The sequence below is a fragment of the Calditerrivibrio sp. genome (genome assembly GCA_026415135.1).
In the GTDB taxonomy this organism is placed as follows: Bacteria; Chrysiogenota; Deferribacteres; order Deferribacterales; family Calditerrivibrionaceae; genus Calditerrivibrio.
The window spans coordinates 1-16,957 of the sequence record JAOAHS010000025.1; the positions used below are offsets into that span (position 1 = coordinate 1).

Annotated in this window: 21 protein-coding genes; 18 read left to right on the plus strand and 3 right to left on the minus strand. The window is 35.8% G+C overall.

Features of this window, described 5'->3' with window-relative positions; genetic code table 11:
- Positions 1-339 precede the first annotated feature (339 nt).
- Genes rpmH through fsa form a run of 7 tightly spaced genes read left to right on the plus strand, consistent with a single transcriptional unit; the run spans position 340 to position 4,094 of the window.
- The gene (rpmH, locus tag N3C60_04110) at positions 340-474 is read left to right on the plus strand and encodes a 50S ribosomal protein L34 (protein ID MCX8084086.1); all 135 of its coding nucleotides are present in this window, start codon (positions 340-342) and stop codon (positions 472-474) included.
- Complete coding sequence (gene rnpA, locus N3C60_04115) at positions 462-815, plus strand: ribonuclease P protein component (GenBank protein MCX8084087.1); 354 nt, start codon at positions 462-464, stop codon at positions 813-815. The genes rpmH and rnpA overlap by 13 nt, the downstream gene beginning before the upstream one ends.
- Positions 772-996 (plus strand): membrane protein insertion efficiency factor YidD, encoded by a 225-nt coding sequence (gene yidD / locus N3C60_04120; GenBank protein MCX8084088.1) that lies wholly within the window; start codon positions 772-774, stop codon positions 994-996. Before rnpA ends, yidD begins: the two co-directional genes overlap by 44 nt.
- Before the next feature lie 25 nt (positions 997-1,021).
- On the plus strand, positions 1,022-2,533 hold the full coding sequence (gene yidC, locus N3C60_04125; GenBank protein ID MCX8084089.1) for a membrane protein insertase YidC: 1,512 nt from the start codon (positions 1,022-1,024) through the stop codon (positions 2,531-2,533).
- 8 nt (positions 2,534-2,541) lie between these two features.
- The gene (locus N3C60_04130; protein MCX8084090.1) at positions 2,542-3,201 is read left to right on the plus strand and encodes a Jag N-terminal domain-containing protein; all 660 of its coding nucleotides are present in this window, start codon (positions 2,542-2,544) and stop codon (positions 3,199-3,201) included.
- Positions 3,194-3,448, plus strand: coding sequence for a YHS domain-containing protein (locus N3C60_04135; protein ID MCX8084091.1), 255 nt, complete (start codon positions 3,194-3,196; stop codon positions 3,446-3,448). The genes N3C60_04130 and N3C60_04135 overlap by 8 nt, the downstream gene beginning before the upstream one ends.
- 1 nt (position 3,449) lies before the next feature.
- Entirely contained in the window at positions 3,450-4,094 is a 645-nt protein-coding gene (gene fsa, locus N3C60_04140) for a fructose-6-phosphate aldolase (protein MCX8084092.1), read from the plus strand.
- Between the two features lie 33 nt (positions 4,095-4,127).
- Here the strand turns inward: fsa and N3C60_04145 are convergent, their stop codons facing one another.
- Entirely contained in the window at positions 4,128-4,673 is a 546-nt protein-coding gene (locus N3C60_04145) for an XRE family transcriptional regulator (protein ID MCX8084093.1), read from the minus strand.
- A 293-nt stretch (positions 4,674-4,966) separates the two neighbouring features.
- Between N3C60_04145 and N3C60_04150 the strand changes: the two genes are divergently transcribed.
- From N3C60_04150 to N3C60_04200, 11 genes are all read left to right on the plus strand, one after another.
- The gene (locus N3C60_04150; protein ID MCX8084094.1) at positions 4,967-6,109 is read left to right on the plus strand and encodes an ABC transporter substrate-binding protein; all 1,143 of its coding nucleotides are present in this window, start codon (positions 4,967-4,969) and stop codon (positions 6,107-6,109) included.
- Between the two features lie 81 nt (positions 6,110-6,190).
- Positions 6,191-7,048: a branched-chain amino acid ABC transporter permease gene (locus tag N3C60_04155; protein MCX8084095.1), complete on the plus strand. Its 858-nt coding sequence runs from the start codon at positions 6,191-6,193 to the stop codon at positions 7,046-7,048.
- Between the two features lie 10 nt (positions 7,049-7,058).
- On the plus strand, positions 7,059-7,895 hold the full coding sequence (locus tag N3C60_04160; protein ID MCX8084096.1) for a branched-chain amino acid ABC transporter permease: 837 nt from the start codon (positions 7,059-7,061) through the stop codon (positions 7,893-7,895).
- 7 nt (positions 7,896-7,902) lie between these two features.
- On the plus strand, positions 7,903-8,685 hold the full coding sequence (locus tag N3C60_04165; GenBank protein MCX8084097.1) for an ABC transporter ATP-binding protein: 783 nt from the start codon (positions 7,903-7,905) through the stop codon (positions 8,683-8,685).
- On the plus strand, positions 8,678-9,382 hold the full coding sequence (locus tag N3C60_04170; GenBank protein ID MCX8084098.1) for an ABC transporter ATP-binding protein: 705 nt from the start codon (positions 8,678-8,680) through the stop codon (positions 9,380-9,382). The genes N3C60_04165 and N3C60_04170 overlap by 8 nt, the downstream gene beginning before the upstream one ends.
- 115 nt (positions 9,383-9,497) lie before the next feature.
- A complete protein-coding gene (locus tag N3C60_04175; protein MCX8084099.1) occupies positions 9,498-10,715 on the plus strand; it encodes a saccharopine dehydrogenase family protein in 1,218 nt (405 codons plus the stop codon).
- Positions 10,712-11,896 (plus strand): carboxynorspermidine decarboxylase, encoded by a 1,185-nt coding sequence (gene nspC / locus N3C60_04180; GenBank protein MCX8084100.1) that lies wholly within the window; start codon positions 10,712-10,714, stop codon positions 11,894-11,896. The genes N3C60_04175 and nspC overlap by 4 nt, the downstream gene beginning before the upstream one ends.
- 58 nt (positions 11,897-11,954) lie before the next feature.
- Positions 11,955-12,374: a secondary thiamine-phosphate synthase enzyme YjbQ gene (locus N3C60_04185; protein MCX8084101.1), complete on the plus strand. Its 420-nt coding sequence runs from the start codon at positions 11,955-11,957 to the stop codon at positions 12,372-12,374.
- 10 nt (positions 12,375-12,384) lie between these two features.
- A complete protein-coding gene (locus N3C60_04190) occupies positions 12,385-13,233 on the plus strand; it encodes a DHHA1 domain-containing protein (protein MCX8084102.1) in 849 nt (282 codons plus the stop codon).
- On the plus strand, positions 13,230-13,814 hold the full coding sequence (gene yihA, locus N3C60_04195; protein ID MCX8084103.1) for a ribosome biogenesis GTP-binding protein YihA/YsxC: 585 nt from the start codon (positions 13,230-13,232) through the stop codon (positions 13,812-13,814). The genes N3C60_04190 and yihA overlap by 4 nt, the downstream gene beginning before the upstream one ends.
- Complete coding sequence (locus N3C60_04200) at positions 13,774-14,343, plus strand: phospholipase D-like domain-containing protein (GenBank protein ID MCX8084104.1); 570 nt, start codon at positions 13,774-13,776, stop codon at positions 14,341-14,343. Before yihA ends, N3C60_04200 begins: the two co-directional genes overlap by 41 nt.
- Before the next feature lie 24 nt (positions 14,344-14,367).
- Here N3C60_04200 and N3C60_04205 read toward each other — a convergent pair whose 3' ends face one another.
- Positions 14,368-15,279 (minus strand): proline dehydrogenase family protein, encoded by a 912-nt coding sequence (locus tag N3C60_04205; GenBank protein ID MCX8084105.1) that lies wholly within the window; start codon positions 15,277-15,279, stop codon positions 14,368-14,370.
- Between the two features lie 9 nt (positions 15,280-15,288).
- The gene (pruA, locus tag N3C60_04210; GenBank protein ID MCX8084106.1) at positions 15,289-16,929 is read right to left on the minus strand and encodes an L-glutamate gamma-semialdehyde dehydrogenase; all 1,641 of its coding nucleotides are present in this window, start codon (positions 16,927-16,929) and stop codon (positions 15,289-15,291) included.
- Positions 16,930-16,957: the final 28 nt, after the last annotated feature.

A 16,957-nucleotide genomic window follows, 5' to 3' on the forward strand; every position in this document is an offset into this window, starting at 1 on the left:
AGGTTGGCAAAAAAGACATATTTAATTTAATGGGTTTGTTTTTGATTTATAGCGGTGAGGATTATAAATTATGTTTTTCAAGTACCATATCTATCAATTGTTGTAAGATGACCTGTCTGAAATAACAGGTTTGGTGTACCAAGAGATTCTATTTTATAGGCTGAAAAGGAACTACTCTTTACCTTATTCCTTATATTTTTGTCTCTTGTGAGAATGTAGTTTTTTATTATGCCAAAAGTATTGTAAGAGTGGATATAGAGCTCTTTTACTTGACATCGTTATTTATTTAATTATAATAACCCTTTAAAAAAATCGAAGCGGAGGTATGTTATGGCTCAGATGAGAACATTGAAGAAACTTACTAAATTAAAGAAGATCAAGTCCCAGGGTTTTAGGGCAAGAAGGGCAACAAAGGGTGGTAGAAATGTATTAAGCAGAAGAAGAGCAAAAGGAAGAAAGAGATTAGCACTTTAAGAAGTGAAGATTTTGGGAAAAACCTAAGGCTTAGGAAATTTGCTGAATTTAAACTCCTTTTTTCAAAAGGGAAAAAGCACTTTTCAAAATATTTTTGTATATATTATAAAGAAGGTATTGGTCGTATTGGTATTGTAGTCGGTAAAAAAGTATCAAAAAGTGCCGTTGATAGAAACTTGATAAAAAGGAGAATCAGGCATATTTTTAGGACTAATAAAGAACTCTTTTCTGATTTGGATGTTGTTGTAGTTGCTCAACCTTTATCTTTGTATGCAACTTATGGAGAGCTTTTGGAAGATGTTAGAGAAAGTTTTAAAAAGATTCGTGATTGCTGTGATTAAGATCTATAAATATATTATATCTCCCTATCTGGGAAATAATTGTCGTTTTTATCCTTCATGCTCGGTTTATGCTATCGAGGCTATTGAGAAGAAAGGTGTTTTCAGGGGAGTTTTGTTGAGTATATGGCGTATATTAAGATGCAATCCTTTTAACAGGGGAGGAGTTGACTATGTTAAGTAACAAACAATTCTGGAGGATATCTTAGATGGATAAAAGAACACTTATCGCTGTGGCTATCAGTATAGTTATTTTGCTTGTTTATCAATTCTTTTTTGCACCTGCACCTGCTCCTGTTGTTCAGGACAATACGGCAATCAAGAATATCCAAGACAACAAAGCCAATAAGGTTGAAGATGTAAAAAAATTGGAACCTGAAAGAAAGGTTAAAACATTTCATACTCACAAGATCTCAAATGGTGTTTTGGATGTATATTTTGATGTTAAAAGTGGTGATATAAATAAAGTATCAGTTGTGAAGTATAGGGATAAGAAATTACCGGTGGTAACTTTTAAATCGGATATGAATAATTATTTAGAGGTTTTTCAGGGTTATAGCGATAATTACAGCATGGAAGTAAAAGAACAGGACGGGGATAAGATAATCATCTTTTCTTCCCTTTACAATAATATAGGAATAACAAAAACGTATATACTTCAAAAAGATAGTTATCTCATAAAATTGAATCTAAAGATAACAAACAACTCAGATCAGACTGTGAAGCTCAATGGTGGTTTAAAAGTTGGTCCTGGTTTTGGAGAGGGTTTTGAGAAGAGTAGTTATGTTTTTGAGGGCGCTATAGTTTACAGTGGCGACAAAAAAGAAGAGATAGCAATAGATAAAGCAAAAGAGCCTGTGAAGATAGATGCTCCTAAATGGATAGCTTATACAACGAAGTACTACCTTTTTGCAGCTATAGATGGTAACTTAGAATATGGTTCGATCGAAAATCAAGATGGAATGGCTGTTGTAAAGGGTGGTAAGAATATAATCCTCAATCCTAAATCTTCGTCGGATATTAAATTCAATGTGTATGTAGGTCCAAAAGAGTATGATCTTTTAAAGAGTTTTAAGATGGGTTTGGAACATAGTATAGATTTTGGTTGGTTTAAATTTTTGGCTGTTCCTATGCTCAAATTTATGATTTTTATTTATGATTATGCCAAAAATTATGGGGTGGCGATAGTTATACTTACAATTATAGTCAAGTTACTTACATATCCTTTGACCATTAAAAGTATGGTTTCCATGAAAAAGATGCAACAGATCCAGCCAAAGCTTATGGAGATCAGAGAAAAGTTTAAAAATGATCCCCAAAAGATGAACAATGCTATGATGGAGGTATATAAAAAACATGGTGTAAATCCAATGGGTGGTTGCCTACCAATGTTGGTGCAGATACCTATATTCTTTGCTTTATATAAAGCCTTGTTGGTGTCTGTGGAGCTTAAAGGTTCACCCTTTATTTTTTGGATAACTGATTTGTCGGAGAAAGATCCCTATTATATAACACCTATTATTATGGGTATTACGATGTTTATCCAGCAAAAAATGACACCATCTACAATGGATCCTATGCAACAAAAGATCTTTTTGGCTATGCCTATAATATTTACCTTTCTGTTTTTGGGTTTTCCTTCGGGGCTTGTTTTGTATTGGTTAACAAACAACATATTATCTATCATTCAACAGTATTATATTAATAAAAAATTGGCTTGAGGTAGTTTATGAAATATTTTGAGATAGAATGTTATGATGTAGAAGAAGGTATTTCTGATTTTTTGAACAAAAATAAAATTCCCAGAGAGTTTGTTACCTACGAAGTCATAGAGCAGGGATCTAAAGGCATACTTGGTTTCGGTAAAAAGATGTCTAAGATCATGATAAAATTTGATGAGTTTGAGTTTCTGAAAAGACGAGCAAAGGTTATTATCCATGAAATCTTAGAAAAAGCTGGGTTTGATGATTTTCAGATAGAGGTCAAAGATGATAAGCCGAGGTATGTTTTTAATATCATCTCACCAGATTCGAAACTTTTGGTGGGGAAGTTTGCCCAGACATTGAACGCCTTGCAGGAACTCGTTGATAGGATGCTCAATATTGAAGAGTATCCAGATGTGGAGATTATAGTTGATGTTGAAGGGTATAGGGATAGAGTAACTAAACACCTTACTGAAAAAGCTTTGAATGCTGCTGATATGGTGAAAAAAACGGGTAAAGTACAGAAGCTTCCCCCTATGATCACTATAATAAGAAGGGATATACATAAGGTTGTTAACAATATTGATGGGGTCAGAACTGAAAGCTCTGGCACAGGTGATATAAAGACTATATTTATAGTCCCCACAGCTAAAAATAATACGAGAAGAAGGGGGAAAAATGGTTAAATTTTTACTTTTTATAGTGTTGGCTTATGTAGCATATAAGCTTTTTACAAGGTCTAATAAAAATGAGGTAGAAGTCAAAGATACCTCTAAGAATGAAACCCCAGTAGAATTGGTAAAAGATCCTACATGCGGTACTTTTGTGGAAAAGACTAGCAATATAAAAGTAAAGTATTATGATAATCTATACTATTTTTGTTCTGAAGATTGCAGGCAAAAGTTTATAGAAAAGATGAAACAAGAGGGATGATATGCAAATTTTTCTTGATACTGCAAATTTAGAGGAAATAAGAAAAGGTGTTGAGCTTGGCGTAATTGATGGTGTTACCACAAATCCAAGTTTGGTGGCTAAGGAGAAAAAAGATTTTAAAATACTTGTCAAAGAGATATGTGATCTTGTAAAGGCTCCTGTAAGTGCTGAAGTGATCTCTCTTGATTGTGAAGGGATGGTGAAGGAGGCAGTAGAGCTTGTTGGTATAAGTGAACATGTAGTAATTAAAATACCTTTTACTGCTGAAGGGCTTAGGGCTACCCAGATTCTTTTTGAAAAAAACATAAAGGTTAATATGACGTTAATCTTTTCGCTGAATCAAGCTTTGTTGGCTTGTAAAGCTGGTGCGAGATATATAAGCCCCTTTGTGGGTAGGTTGGATGATATTGGCCATAATGGGTTTGGTTTGGCAATAGATTGTCAGAATATGATAGATAGTTATGGATTTGGTTGTGAAGTAATAGCTGCCAGTATTAGGCATCCCAATCATGTGGTTACAGCTATTCAACATGGGATAGATATTGTTACTATACCGTATCCTATTTTAGAACAGATGATGAAGCACCCTTTAACTGATATTGGTATTGAAAAGTTTTTGTCAGATTGGAAAAAGACAAGTATTTAATATGCGTTGGACGGTGGTTAGACCACCGTTTTTTTAAAACGATGGTGGATAATTGACCCAAAGTACTTCGGTTATACCATCGTGGGCATTTTTCCATGAGTGGGGAACGGTGGATTTGTAAACTGCGGAATCCCCTTCCTCCAGTATGAAATGTTCTCCATCTACGACGATTTCTAATTTCCCTTTCATAACATAAGCAAATTCTTCACCTGTATGGCTATGCTGTTCTTTTCCACTGAAGGCCCCGGGTTCTAAAATCATATAAAGGGCCTGTAATTCTGAATCACTAAACTGCGGTCTTAGAAGCTCATAGATTACTTTCGATTTAGGGTTTGTCATTCTGTTTCTATCGCCTTTTTTTACGATGATCCGTTGGTTTTTGGATGGTGTTTCAAAAAAGTACATCATATTTACATCTAAAGCATCTGCGATCTTTTTGAGGGAAGATACAGTAGGAGAAACGAGATCCCTTTCCACTTGTGATAAAAAGCCAAGGGAGCACCCGGAGATTTTTGATAGTTGCCTTAATGTAAGATTTTTTTTCAACCTAAGTTCTACTATTTTTTTGCCAATGCTCATGTGTTCATTTTATAAAACATTTTAAAGTTTGTCAATAACTATTTTTTCTTTATTATGTGGGAAATAATAAGATTTTTTGGGCGATAAACTGTTCATTTAATTTTATTGTTTTTTTACAGGTTTAAGTATAACTTTATTATTTTAAACAGAACAGAAAATTTAATTTCTAATAAAAGTTATGGTGTGTTTTTTACTGGAGATAAATAAAAAAATGTTTGACAAAGTGTTTTAGTTTGGGTATAAGGGAGTTCATAATTTAGAACTTAAAACAAAATAACATGTTAGGAGGTAGTATGAAAAAAGTTGTACTTTCTGGAGTGGTTGCAGCTATGTTGGGTCTTAGCAGTGTAGCTTTTGCAGCTGGTGAGCTTTCATTGGGTATTCAGGGGCCAGAGACAGGTAATTTGGCAACATATGGTCAGAAGACATTAGCTGGTGCTAAGTTGGCTGTTGATGAGATTAATGCTGCTGGTGGTATAAATGGGAAAACGTTGAAACTCATCAATTATGATAGCAGAGGTGATAAGGCTGAATCTGCAAACATCATTCAGAGGTTCATCAATAAAGACAAGGTTTGTGGTGTTATAGGCGAACCTACTTCGGGAGCCACCTTTGTTATTGGACCTATAGCAAACAAGGCATCATTACCTGTTATATCTGCTGGTGCTACTGCTGACGGAGTTGTTGAGGGGAAACCTTTTGTTTTTAGAAATACTTTGTTAGATTCTGATGGTGCTCCTGCTACGCTCAAATATTTGATGGATTCTAAGAAGTGGAAAAACTTTGTTTTGATTACTTCTGTTAATAACGATTATAGCGTATCAATGTCTAAGATCTTCACAAATGCTGCTAAAAAGTTTGGGGCTAACATAGTGGGTGAGCAAAAAGTATCCGATGGTGACAAAGATTTTTCTGCTCAGGTAACGGCTATTAAAAACCTTAAATTTGATGCGATTCTTTATACTGGATATTATCCAGAGGCTGCACTCTTACTTCTTGAGCTGAGGAAGCAAGGGATAAATGCACCGATAGTCGGTGGTGATGGTTTGCTTTCCCCAGATCTCTGGAAAGTTGCTAAAGATGCCGCTCTTGGATCCATTATTTATGCTGGTTTCTCACCAGAGGCCAAAGCTAAAAAAGTTCAAGAGTTTGTAGAAAAGATGAAGTCTCGTGGTGAGGCTGACATGTTCTCTGCTCAGGGTTATGATGCTGTGTATCTTTTTGCTGAGGCTATGAAGAAAGCTAAGGTGACAAACTGTGAGGATGTTAAACAAAGAACAGCTATAAAAGATGCTTTAGCAAAAATGCCTGAATTTGATGGTGTAAGTGGTAAGATGAAGTTTGATAAAGAAGGTAACGCTATCAAAAAACCTTTTATTCAGGAAGTGGCAAAAAGAGCTAATGGTGAATACTATCTTAAGTTGTTGAACGAGTAATTTATGTATATGTTGGGGGTGTTACCCCCAACTTTTTTAGTAATACCTTATAATCTAAAAATCAAATCATAAGGAGATACTGTGCTTAGCTCACTTTATCAACAGATTTTGAATGGAATTACGGTTGGTAGTATTTACTCCCTTGTGGCCTTGGGATATACCATGGTTTATGGTATAATTAAGCTAATAAATTTTGCCCATGGTGATATCTTTATGGTAGGGGCGTTTATTGGTTTGGTTCTTTCTCTTAAGTTTGGTGCTAATTTTATATTGGTGATATTTTTTGCGATGGTGTTAACATCTTTTCTGGGAGTTTTGGTGGAAAAAATTGCCTATAATCCTTTGAGAAACAGGAATTCGGCGAGGATATCTGCTTTGATAAGTGCTATTGGTGTTTCTATCTTTATTTCAAACTTAGTAGTGCTCATTAACGGCCCTCAAAATGAATCTTATCCTGCACTTTTACCAAACAATATTTTGCAAATATTGATAATACTGATTTCTATTGGTCTTATGTATGGCCTTTATTATATAGTTCATAACACTAAAATAGGCATAGCTATGAGGGCAGTTTCATATAATGTGAATACTGCGAGATTAATGGGTATTAATCCAGATGTTGTTATATCTTTTACTTTTGCAATAGGGTCTTTTTTAGCAGGTGCTGCTGGGGTTCTTGTGGGTACCTATTATAGAGCTGTTGATCCTTTTATGGGTATGATGTTTGGGTTGAAGGCTTTTATTGCAGCAGTATTAGGTGGAATAGGAAGTATTCCCGGTGCTATGGTTGGGGGTCTTATTCTTGGTCTTACAGAGGTTTTAGGGGTGGCTTTTATCTCTTCCTCTTTTAGGGATGCTATAGCTTTTGGTATACTTATAATCATATTGATAGTAAAGCCATCTGGTCTTTTTGGCAAGAAAACCAAAGAAAAGGTATAACGAGGTAGCGATGGATTTTTCATTTTTGTTTAATGACTATGTTGTTCAAGTAGCTACAAACACCGGAATTAACATAATAATGGTTTTAGGACTAAACCTTATCACGGGTGTGACTGGCCAGCTTTCCCTGGGGCATGCTGCATTCATGAGTATTGGAGCTTATTCTTCAGCTCTTGTGTCTACAAAATTGGGGGCACCTTTTATAGTATCCCTCTTGTGTGGAACTTTTACAGGGGCTATCTTCGGAGCCATTTTGGGGATACCTATATTGAGACTAAGGGGTGATTATCTTGCGATAGCAACCCTTGGGTTTGGGGAGATCATAAGAGTGTTTTTACTGAACACCGATTTCGTAGGCGGTGCTCTGGGGATTTATAATATACCTGATAAGACAAATTTCTGGATTGTATTGGGATTAGTTATATTCTCAATAGTTTTTATGCAGAGGCTTGAAAAGTCAAGGCATGGAATGGCTATAAAGAGTATTAGAGAAGATGAGATAGCCTCAGAAATGATGGGGATTAATATCTCAAAATATAAAATCATTTCTTTTACAATAGGTTCTGCTTTTGCAGCATTGGGTGGAACTCTTTATGCTCATTTTATGACATATATAAACCCTGTTGACTTCGGTTTTATGAAATCTATTGAGCAGTTATGTATGTTGGTATTAGGTGGTATGGGCTCTATTTTTGGTGCTGTAGCTGGTACAATTGTTTTGAGTACAATCCCTGAATTTTTAAGATTTGCATCCGAATATAGGATGCTTACCTATGGTGTTGTGCTGATTATCATGATGATCTTTAGGCCTCAAGGGCTGTTTGGAAAAATTAAGGTAAATGTATAGGTGAATTATGTCTGAGATTATACTCGAGCTAAAAAATATATCGATGCACTTTGGTGGATTAAAAGCTGTCGATGATGTTTCGTTTGTCATCAACAAAGGGGAGATCTTAAGTCTCATAGGACCTAATGGTGCAGGAAAAACGACTGCTTTTAATGTTATAACCGGTGTATATATACCCACTGCCGGTGAGGTTATTTTTAAAAACACAAGGCTCAATGATCTTAAGCCTTATCAAATAACAGAGTTAGGTATTGCAAGAACCTTTCAAAACATACGGTTGTTTGATCAGTTAACAGCTCTTGATAACATCATAATAGCTATGCATTGTAGAAGAAAATCGAATATGTTACAATCTATTATTAGAACTTTTGCGTATATTGCTGAGGAAAAGCAGTGTATAGCTGAGGCAGAGGCTTTGTTGGACTACATGGGGTTGTTGGGGGATAAGGATGAGCAAGCCCAAAATCTCCCTTATGGTAAGCAGAGAAAGCTTGAGATTGCAAGGGCTCTTGCTACAGGTGCAGAACTGCTATTGCTCGATGAACCAGCTGCAGGTATGAACCCTCAGGAGACAGAAGAACTGATGGATACTATTCAAAATATAAGAAAAGATCTTGAAAAAACTGTTTTCCTTATAGAACATGATATGAAGTTAGTGATGGGTATATCGGATAGGATTATTGTGTTTGATTATGGTAAGTTGATAGCAGAAGGTACCCCTGAGGAGATCAAGAAAAACCCACGTGTTATTGAGGCTTATTTGGGTAAAGAGGTGGAAGAACATGCTTAAGTTAAAAAATATACATACAAAATATGGACATATTGAAGCGTTAAAGGGTATAGATATTCATATCAAAGAAGGTGAAATTGTAACAATAATAGGTGGCAATGGTGCTGGTAAAACGACCACTCTAAACACAATTTCAGGGATTGTAAAGCCTGTGGCTGGTGAGATATTCTTTCTCAATAAAGATATAACAAGTTGGAAAGCTGATAAGATTGTTGCTGAGGGGCTCATTCAAGTTCCTGAAGGGCGTCAGGTATTTCCGAATCTCACGGTGCATGAAAATCTTTTGTTGGGGGCATATTTACAGAAGGATAAGGTTAAGTTATCAGAAAAACTTGAGTATGTCTACTCACTTTTTCCGAGACTTAAGGAAAGGGAGAAACAGCTTGGGGGTACTCTATCTGGTGGTGAACAACAGATGCTTGCCATAGGTAGGGCTTTAATGGGCAACCCTGTTCTACTCTTGTTGGATGAACCTTCATTGGGGCTTGCACCCATTGTGGTACAAAATATTTTTAAGATAATTCAGGATATTAACAAACAGGGGACAACAATTCTTCTGGTGGAACAAAATGCCCACATGGCTCTTTCCATTGCCCATAGAGGGTATGTGTTAGAGACTGGGAAAATTACACTTGAGGATAATGCAAAAAACCTGCTCAATAACGATGAGGTGAGAAAAGCCTATCTTGGTGGATAATTTTGGGCATTGTTTTGGGATGTTAATTTTTTGTATATTTTATTTTAAGTTCCTTGACTTAATCTTTTTTGTTAAGTATATGCTTATATCATCAAAAAATCTTTAGAGGTGAGAGATGGCCAAAGTTTTGATAATTGGTGCTGGCGGTGTGGGGAATGTTGTTGCAAAAAAATGTGCAATGAACTCTGATGTATTTACCGATATAATGCTTGCCAGTAGAACAATAGAAAAATGTAACAAGATTAGAGATGAAATTAAATCCAATATAGGAGTGGATATTAAGACTGCTCAGGTGGATGCTGATAATGTTTCCGAACTTGTTAAGTTGTTAAATGAGTTTAAGCCTTTTATTGTGATAAATGTTGCGCTACCCTATCAGGATTTGACGATAATGGATGCTTGCTTGGAGGCAAAAGTTCATTACTTAGATACAGCAAACTATGAACCAAAAGATACTGCTAAATTTGAGTACAAATGGCAGTGGGCATATCAAGATAAATTTAAGGAAGCTGATTTGATCGCCATATTGGGGTGTGGATTTGATCCAGGAGTTACGAATGTTTTTTCTGCTTACGCTCAGAAACATATATACGATGAGATATATCAAATTGATATTCTGGATTGTAATGCTGGTAATCATGGTCATCCTTTTGCCACAAATTTCAACCCAGAGATAAACATAAGGGAAGTTACACAGGTTGTTCGCCATTGGGCAGATGGTAAATGGGTGGAAACCCCTCCAATAATAGAAGAGGGTTCTGTTCATTTTACATTTGATTATCCAAAAATAGGTCCACGTGAAAGCTATCTCCTTTACCATGAGGAACTTGAGTCTCTTGTGAAAAATATTAAAGGTCTAAAGAAGATCAGATTTTGGATGACATTTTCTGAAAACTACCTTACTCATCTTAAGGTCTTAAGAAATGTTGGGATGACAAGGATCGATGAGGTGGATTATAAGGGTTGTAAGGTGGTACCGATGGAGTTTTTGAAGTGTTTATTACCTGACCCAGCATCACTGGCACAAAATTACACAGGTCTTACTAACATAGGTAATATATTTGATGGTGTTAAAGATGGTAAGAGGTTTAAAAAGTATATTTATAATGTCTGTGATCATGCTGAATGTTACAGGGAAGTTCAGTCTCAGGCGATCTCCTATACCACTGGTGTTCCAGCTATGATTGGGGCAATGATGGTGATAAAGGGTATTTGGAAAGGAGCAGGGGTATTTAATGTGGAGCAGCTTGATCCAGATGCTTTTATGGAGGAGTTGAACAAACAGGGGCTACCATGGGTAATTGAGGATTTTGAAGGTGAACTTCCAGAATGAAACAGCCACAAGAATATCTCCCTTTTTTGAAGGATTATTTCCCAACTGATATTACTTCAAGGGTGGAGACCCCTTGTTATCTTATCAGTGAGGATCTTTTAAAATATAACTGTGAAATCTTGATTGATGTAAAAAAGCGCTCTGGTGCTAAAGTACTTTTGGCACTTAAGGCTTACGCTTTGCCGGAGACATTCCCTTTGATATCAATCTATCTTGATGGTGTTTGTGCAAGTGGTCCTTATGAGGCAAGGCTTGGAAAAGAGGAGTTTGGTAAAGAGGTACATACTTTTTCTCCTGCATATACCGATTATAATATTGATGATGTGATAGAATTTAGTGATCATATCGTTTTTAATTCAATAGGGCAGTTCCATAGGTATAAAGAAAAAGTAAAAGGTGCCGGAAAGCAGGTGGGGCTTAGGGTAAACCCTGGCTATTCAGAAGTGGAAGTTTTCCTTTATGACCCCTGTCAAGTGGGGTCCCGTTTTGGAATTCAGGCGGATCAGTTAGAAGGAGTAGATCTTTCAGGGTTGGATGGTTTGCACTTCCATGCTATGTGCCAACAGAATTCTGATGTTCTTGAGAGGGTTTTAAATTCTTTCAAGAAAAAGTATGAAAAGTATATAAGGTCTGTTAAATGGGTAAATTTTGGTGGAGGGCATCATATCACAAGGGATGGTTACGATAGGGAACGATTGGTTAATCTTATAAAAGATTTTTATCGAGATTTCCCAAATATTAAAGAGATATACTTAGAGCCAGGTGAGGCGGTGGTTTTTAATGCTGGAGTTTTGGTGTCTTCTGTTTTGGATATTGTGGAAAATGGTATGAAGATTGCTATATTGGATACCTCTGCAGAAAACCATATGCCAGATGTCCTTGCTATGCCTTATCGTCCGGAGATTTTTGACGCTGGGTTGCCCGGTGAGAAAAAATATACCTATAGACTTGGTGGTGTAACATGTTTGGCGGGGGATGTTATAGGGGATTATTCATTTGATAGACCACTTGAGGTGGGTGATAGACTCGTTTTTACTGATATGGCCCTTTATTCCTTTGTGAAAAATACCATGTTTAATGGTATTCATCTCCCCTCATTGATTGTGTTTAGTCTGGAAAATGGAAAGGTAAAAGTAGTTAGAAGATTTTCTTATCAGGACTACAAAAGTAGAATATCCTAATACAAAATTCTATTGATTTATCTCTCAACAATTACTATCATATTTAGCGGAGGTTACAATGAAGACTTTTCGCAAGGAACTAATTTTTAACACAAAATCTAAGATTGAGTTTATAAATATTACCTATGAAGTTCAAAAGGCTATAGATGAAAGTGGTATAAAAGAGGGGCTTTGTCTTGTAAACTCTATGCATATTACTTCATCTGTGTTTATTAATGACAACGAGTCTGGTTTGCACAATGATTTCAAGGTTTGGCTTGAAAAGCTTGCTCCTCATGAACCTATATCCATGTACAGACATAACCTTACTGGTGAGGATAATGCAGATGCCCATTTAAAGAGACAGATCATGGGGCGTGAGGTAGTGGTGGCTATTACCAATGGAAAACTTGATTTTGGCCCTTGGGAGCAGATTTTTTATGGAGAATTTGATGGATGTAGAAGAAAAAGAGTATTGATAAAAATAATTGGTGAATAGGAGATAGTGAATGATTTTACATGTTACTCACAATGATCTGGATGGAGTAGGGTGTGCTATTTTGGTTCAGAAATGTTATAACTTTGTTGAGACATTTTACTTAGGTTATGAAGATGTGGATAACTTTGTGCAGAATAATTATGCTAGATACAATCAGATAATTATATCCGATATTTCTCCTTCTGAGGAAACCTTTAAATATATTCAAAATCATCTTGAGATAGTTTTTATAGATCATCACAAATCATCGATGCATCTTGGTGACTATGCTAATAATTCTTATCTTGATAATAGATATAGTGCCACTTACCTAACATGGAAGTGGCTGGAGGAGTGTGGTTTTGATCTTAAAGAATATATGGATTTGGTGGACTGTATAAACGATTTTGACATGTGGCATTTGAAAAGGGATGATAGTCTAAAAATGAATATGCTTTTTACTATTTTAGGAATAGAAAGGTTTAGGGATAGATTTCTGAAAAATCCTTCCACAAAGTTTTTAGAGCATGAGATACTTTTATTAGAACTTGAAGCTGAGTCTTTGGATAAATATATTAAAAATGCTGAAAAATGTGTAAAAAGCTATATAGATATCAATGGTTATAAATTAGGCGTAGTTTTTGCTGAGAAATATAACTCCGAAATAGGTAATTATTTAGTGAAAAATGTTGATTTCGATTATGTTTTTATAATTAATCCTCAAAGAGGTAAAATCTCCATCCGCTCTAAACCTGAATTAGATATTAGTGGTATTGCTATAGCTAATGGTGGTGGTGGTCATAAAAATGCTGCAGGTTTCAGCATCAATTACGATTTTGGTGTAGGTAAGTTACTTCAAATGGTGGGTGTTGTTAAATGAATGCTGAGTTTGTTAAATCAGCATTCTTCCCTAAGGATTTCCCTGTATCTTTGCTACCAGAAGTATGTTTTGTTGGTAAGAGTAATGTGGGTAAATCTTCTGCTATAAATACAATTATTAATAGAAAAGATCTTGCTAAAGTTGGTAAAACACCAGGTAAAACAAGATTGATAAATTTTTTCTCAATAAAGACAAAAGAGTTGGACTTTATGTTGGTGGATTTACCTGGCTATGGTTATGCAAAGGTTTCAAAAAAAGAGAGGGAGGAGTGGCGCAAGTCGATAGAAAATTATCTTAAGTTTAGAGACAATCTCAGGTTGGTTGTTTTTATAATAGATATCAGAAGAGACCCAGATGAGCAGGATGAGGTGATGTTTAATTGGTTAAATTTATACAAGAAAAACTTTGTTATGTTACTTACTAAATGTGATAAGCTTTCGAACAATGAATTGGTGAAAAGATTAAAGGATCTTTACGCTCATCCTATGATAAATCAGGAAAACAGTATAGTTTTTTCCTCAGTTACGAGGAGGGGTAAGGATGAATTATACAAAAAGATTATTGAGGTTTGTTCAAAATAAGACAGCATTTTTCATTGCTACATTGTTGTTTATTATAGTTTTTTGGTTTGCTTCATATTATAAGGAACATGATATTGCTTTTTTACCTGATGAGACATTGATTAGAAGTATGGTTTCAGATGTGGAGTTTTCTAAAATGTCTATATATATTGCTATTTACTTTTTTAAGACCGATAATGATGGGTATGCTAAGGAGTTAAAAACAGCTTTACTAAGAGCTGCGGATAGAGGGGTAAGGGTTTATATAGTTTTAGATGTAGCTGAAAATGATATAACCACTGATGCAAACCTTGTTACTGCAAAGGAGCTGAATCATAACAACATTGTGGTTAAGGTTGATTCCCCCTTTAGAAAGTTACATTCGAAAATTATGGTTATCGATGAGGAGGTGGTTTATCTTGGTAGTCATAACTATACAAACAGTGCTTTTTCTAAAAATAATGAATCTACTTTGAGAATAAAATCTAAAAAGATTGCAAAAGAATGTATCAATTATATCAAAGGTATAAAGGCTTATGATATTGATTAAAAAAAGGGGGTTACCCCCCATTTATCAGTTGTTACCATGGATACCAAAGAGTTGTCTGATGGCATGTCTTGCTATGTTTGGATTTTCTTTAAGCCTTCTGCGGGAGTAAGGTAACCAATCTTTTCCAAAGGGTACATATACTCTTAGTCTGTGTCCTGCATTAAGAATAATCTTTCTCAATTCTTCATCCACACCAAGTAGCATTTGAAATTCGTATTGATCTCGCTTTAGGTTGTACTTTTCGATGAGTCTTGTCGCTTCGAAAACAAGTTTCTCATCGTGTGTGGCAATTCCTACATAAGCACCCTTCTGGAACATCTTTTCAAGTATATAAACAAAGCTCTGGTTTATTATATAAGGATCTTTGTAAGCGTGGATCCTTTTTTCGTTGTATATCCCTTTGCAGAGCCTAAAGTTCATATAACCATCGGAGAGATAATCTACATCTTTTGGTGTTCTTCTAAGGTATGATTGTAGGACTACACCAACATGTCCTGCATAGTTTATTCTGAGTCTTTTAAAGAAATCTATTGTAGCGTCGGTGCAGGTAACATCCTCCATGTCTATCCTTACAAAATTTCCTATATTTTTGGCGTGATCAACAATTTTTAAAATATTATTAAATGCCACTTCCTTGTCAAGGTTTAATCCCATCTGGGTTGGCTTCAGAGAGAGATTTGCATCAAGCTTTTCACTTTCTATAGTATTGAGTATCTCTATGCATCTTTCTCTATAATATTCAGCCTCGTTTAGATTCTTTATAAATTCACCCAAGATGTCGATTGTTGTCATTATCCCCTGAGCATTAAGTTCCTTTGTTACTTTTACTGCATCCTTTAATTCTGGTCCAGCGATGTAACTTTTTGCAAATATGCCCACCAGAGGGCCTGGTATGTGCATAATGCTTTTGGAGATCAGAAAGTTTAGAATAGACATCTTTTACTCCTATTTATCCCACATAAATGGGTATTCTACATCATCAGGTGCAATAAAGTTTTCTTTAACGGCCCTTGTGGATACCCATCTGTAGAGGTTTAGGACGCTACCAGCTTTATCATTCGTACCAGAAGCCCTACCACCACCAAATGGCTGTTGACCTACGACTGCACCTGTGGGCTTATCATTTATATAGAAATTACCGGCAGCAAATTCAAGTTTTTCCATCATTATGGATATAGCTCTTCTGTCGTTTGCAAATATTGCACCTGTAAGGGCGTATGGAGATGTTATGTCGCACAGTTCTAAAGTTTCTTCGAACTGTTCATCATTATAAACAAAGATTGTAAGAACGGGTCCAAATATCTCTTCCTCCATAGTTTTAAAATGTGGGTTTGTAGTGAGGATAACGGTTGGTTCTATGAAATAACCTATAGATTTGTCGTAATTTCCTCCAAAAATAATTTCAGCATCGGAAGAGTTTTTAGCATATTCAATATATTCTGTGATACTCTCAAAAGCAGATTCATCAATTACTGCATTGATAAGATTTGTAAAGTCTTCAACATCCCCCATTTTAAGTTTTTTAAGCTCTGCTTCCATTATCTCCCAGGTTTTATCCCATATTGATTTTGGGATGTATGCTCTTGATGCAGCTGAACATTTCTGTCCTTGATATTCAAAGGCACCCCTTACAAGAGCAACAACAAGTTTTTTAATATCTGCAGATGAGTGGGCAAATACAAAGTCTTTACCACCAGTTTCTCCTACTATTCTTGGGTAATTTTTGTATTTTGCAATGTTATTACCTACCTCTTTCCACATTTTTTGGAAGACTGGTGTACTTCCTGTAAAGTGTATCCCTGCAAGAAGAGGATGCTTAATACATATATCTCCTACGATGTTTGCAGACCCGGGGATGAAGTTTATTACGCCATCGGGAAGACCTGCTTCTTGTAAGATTTTCATAATGAAGTATGGTGCGTAGATAGCTGAAGATGCTGGTTTCCATATTACTACGTTACCCATAATTGCTGGTGAAGTGGGTAGATTTCCACCTATGGCAGTGAAATTAAATGGAGTCACTGCAAAAATAAACCCTTCGAGGGGTCTTTGCTGTGTATAATTCCAAGTTCCTTTTGGACTGTGAAGGGGCTGTTCTTTGTATATCTGTTGTGCGTAGTAGGAGTTGAATCTCCAAAAGTCTATTAATTCACAGGCAGAATCTATCTCAGCTTGGTAAGCATTTTTACTAATGGATAGCATTGTAGCAGCATTTAAAATATATCTGTATTTTGTTGAGAGGAGATCTGCAGCTTTTAAAAAGATAGATATTCTTTCTTCATATCTCATCTTTTGCCATTCTTTCCAGGCCTTTTGGGATTCTTCAATAGCAAGTAGAACCTCTTTTTCACCTGCTTTGTGATACTCGGCCAATACATGACTATGGTTGTGAGGGCACACTACTTTACCTATGTTGCCGGTTCTTATCTCTTTACCACCTATGATGAGTGGTATGTCGATTACCTGAGATTTTAGTTCTTTCAAAGCTGACTTTAAAAGCTCCCTCTCTTTAGTTCCCGGAGCATAAGAATATTGTGGTTCGTTTTGTGGAAATGGAACAGAAACTACTGAGTTGTTGTAATTCATAAGACACCCCTTGTTCAATGTTTTGTAA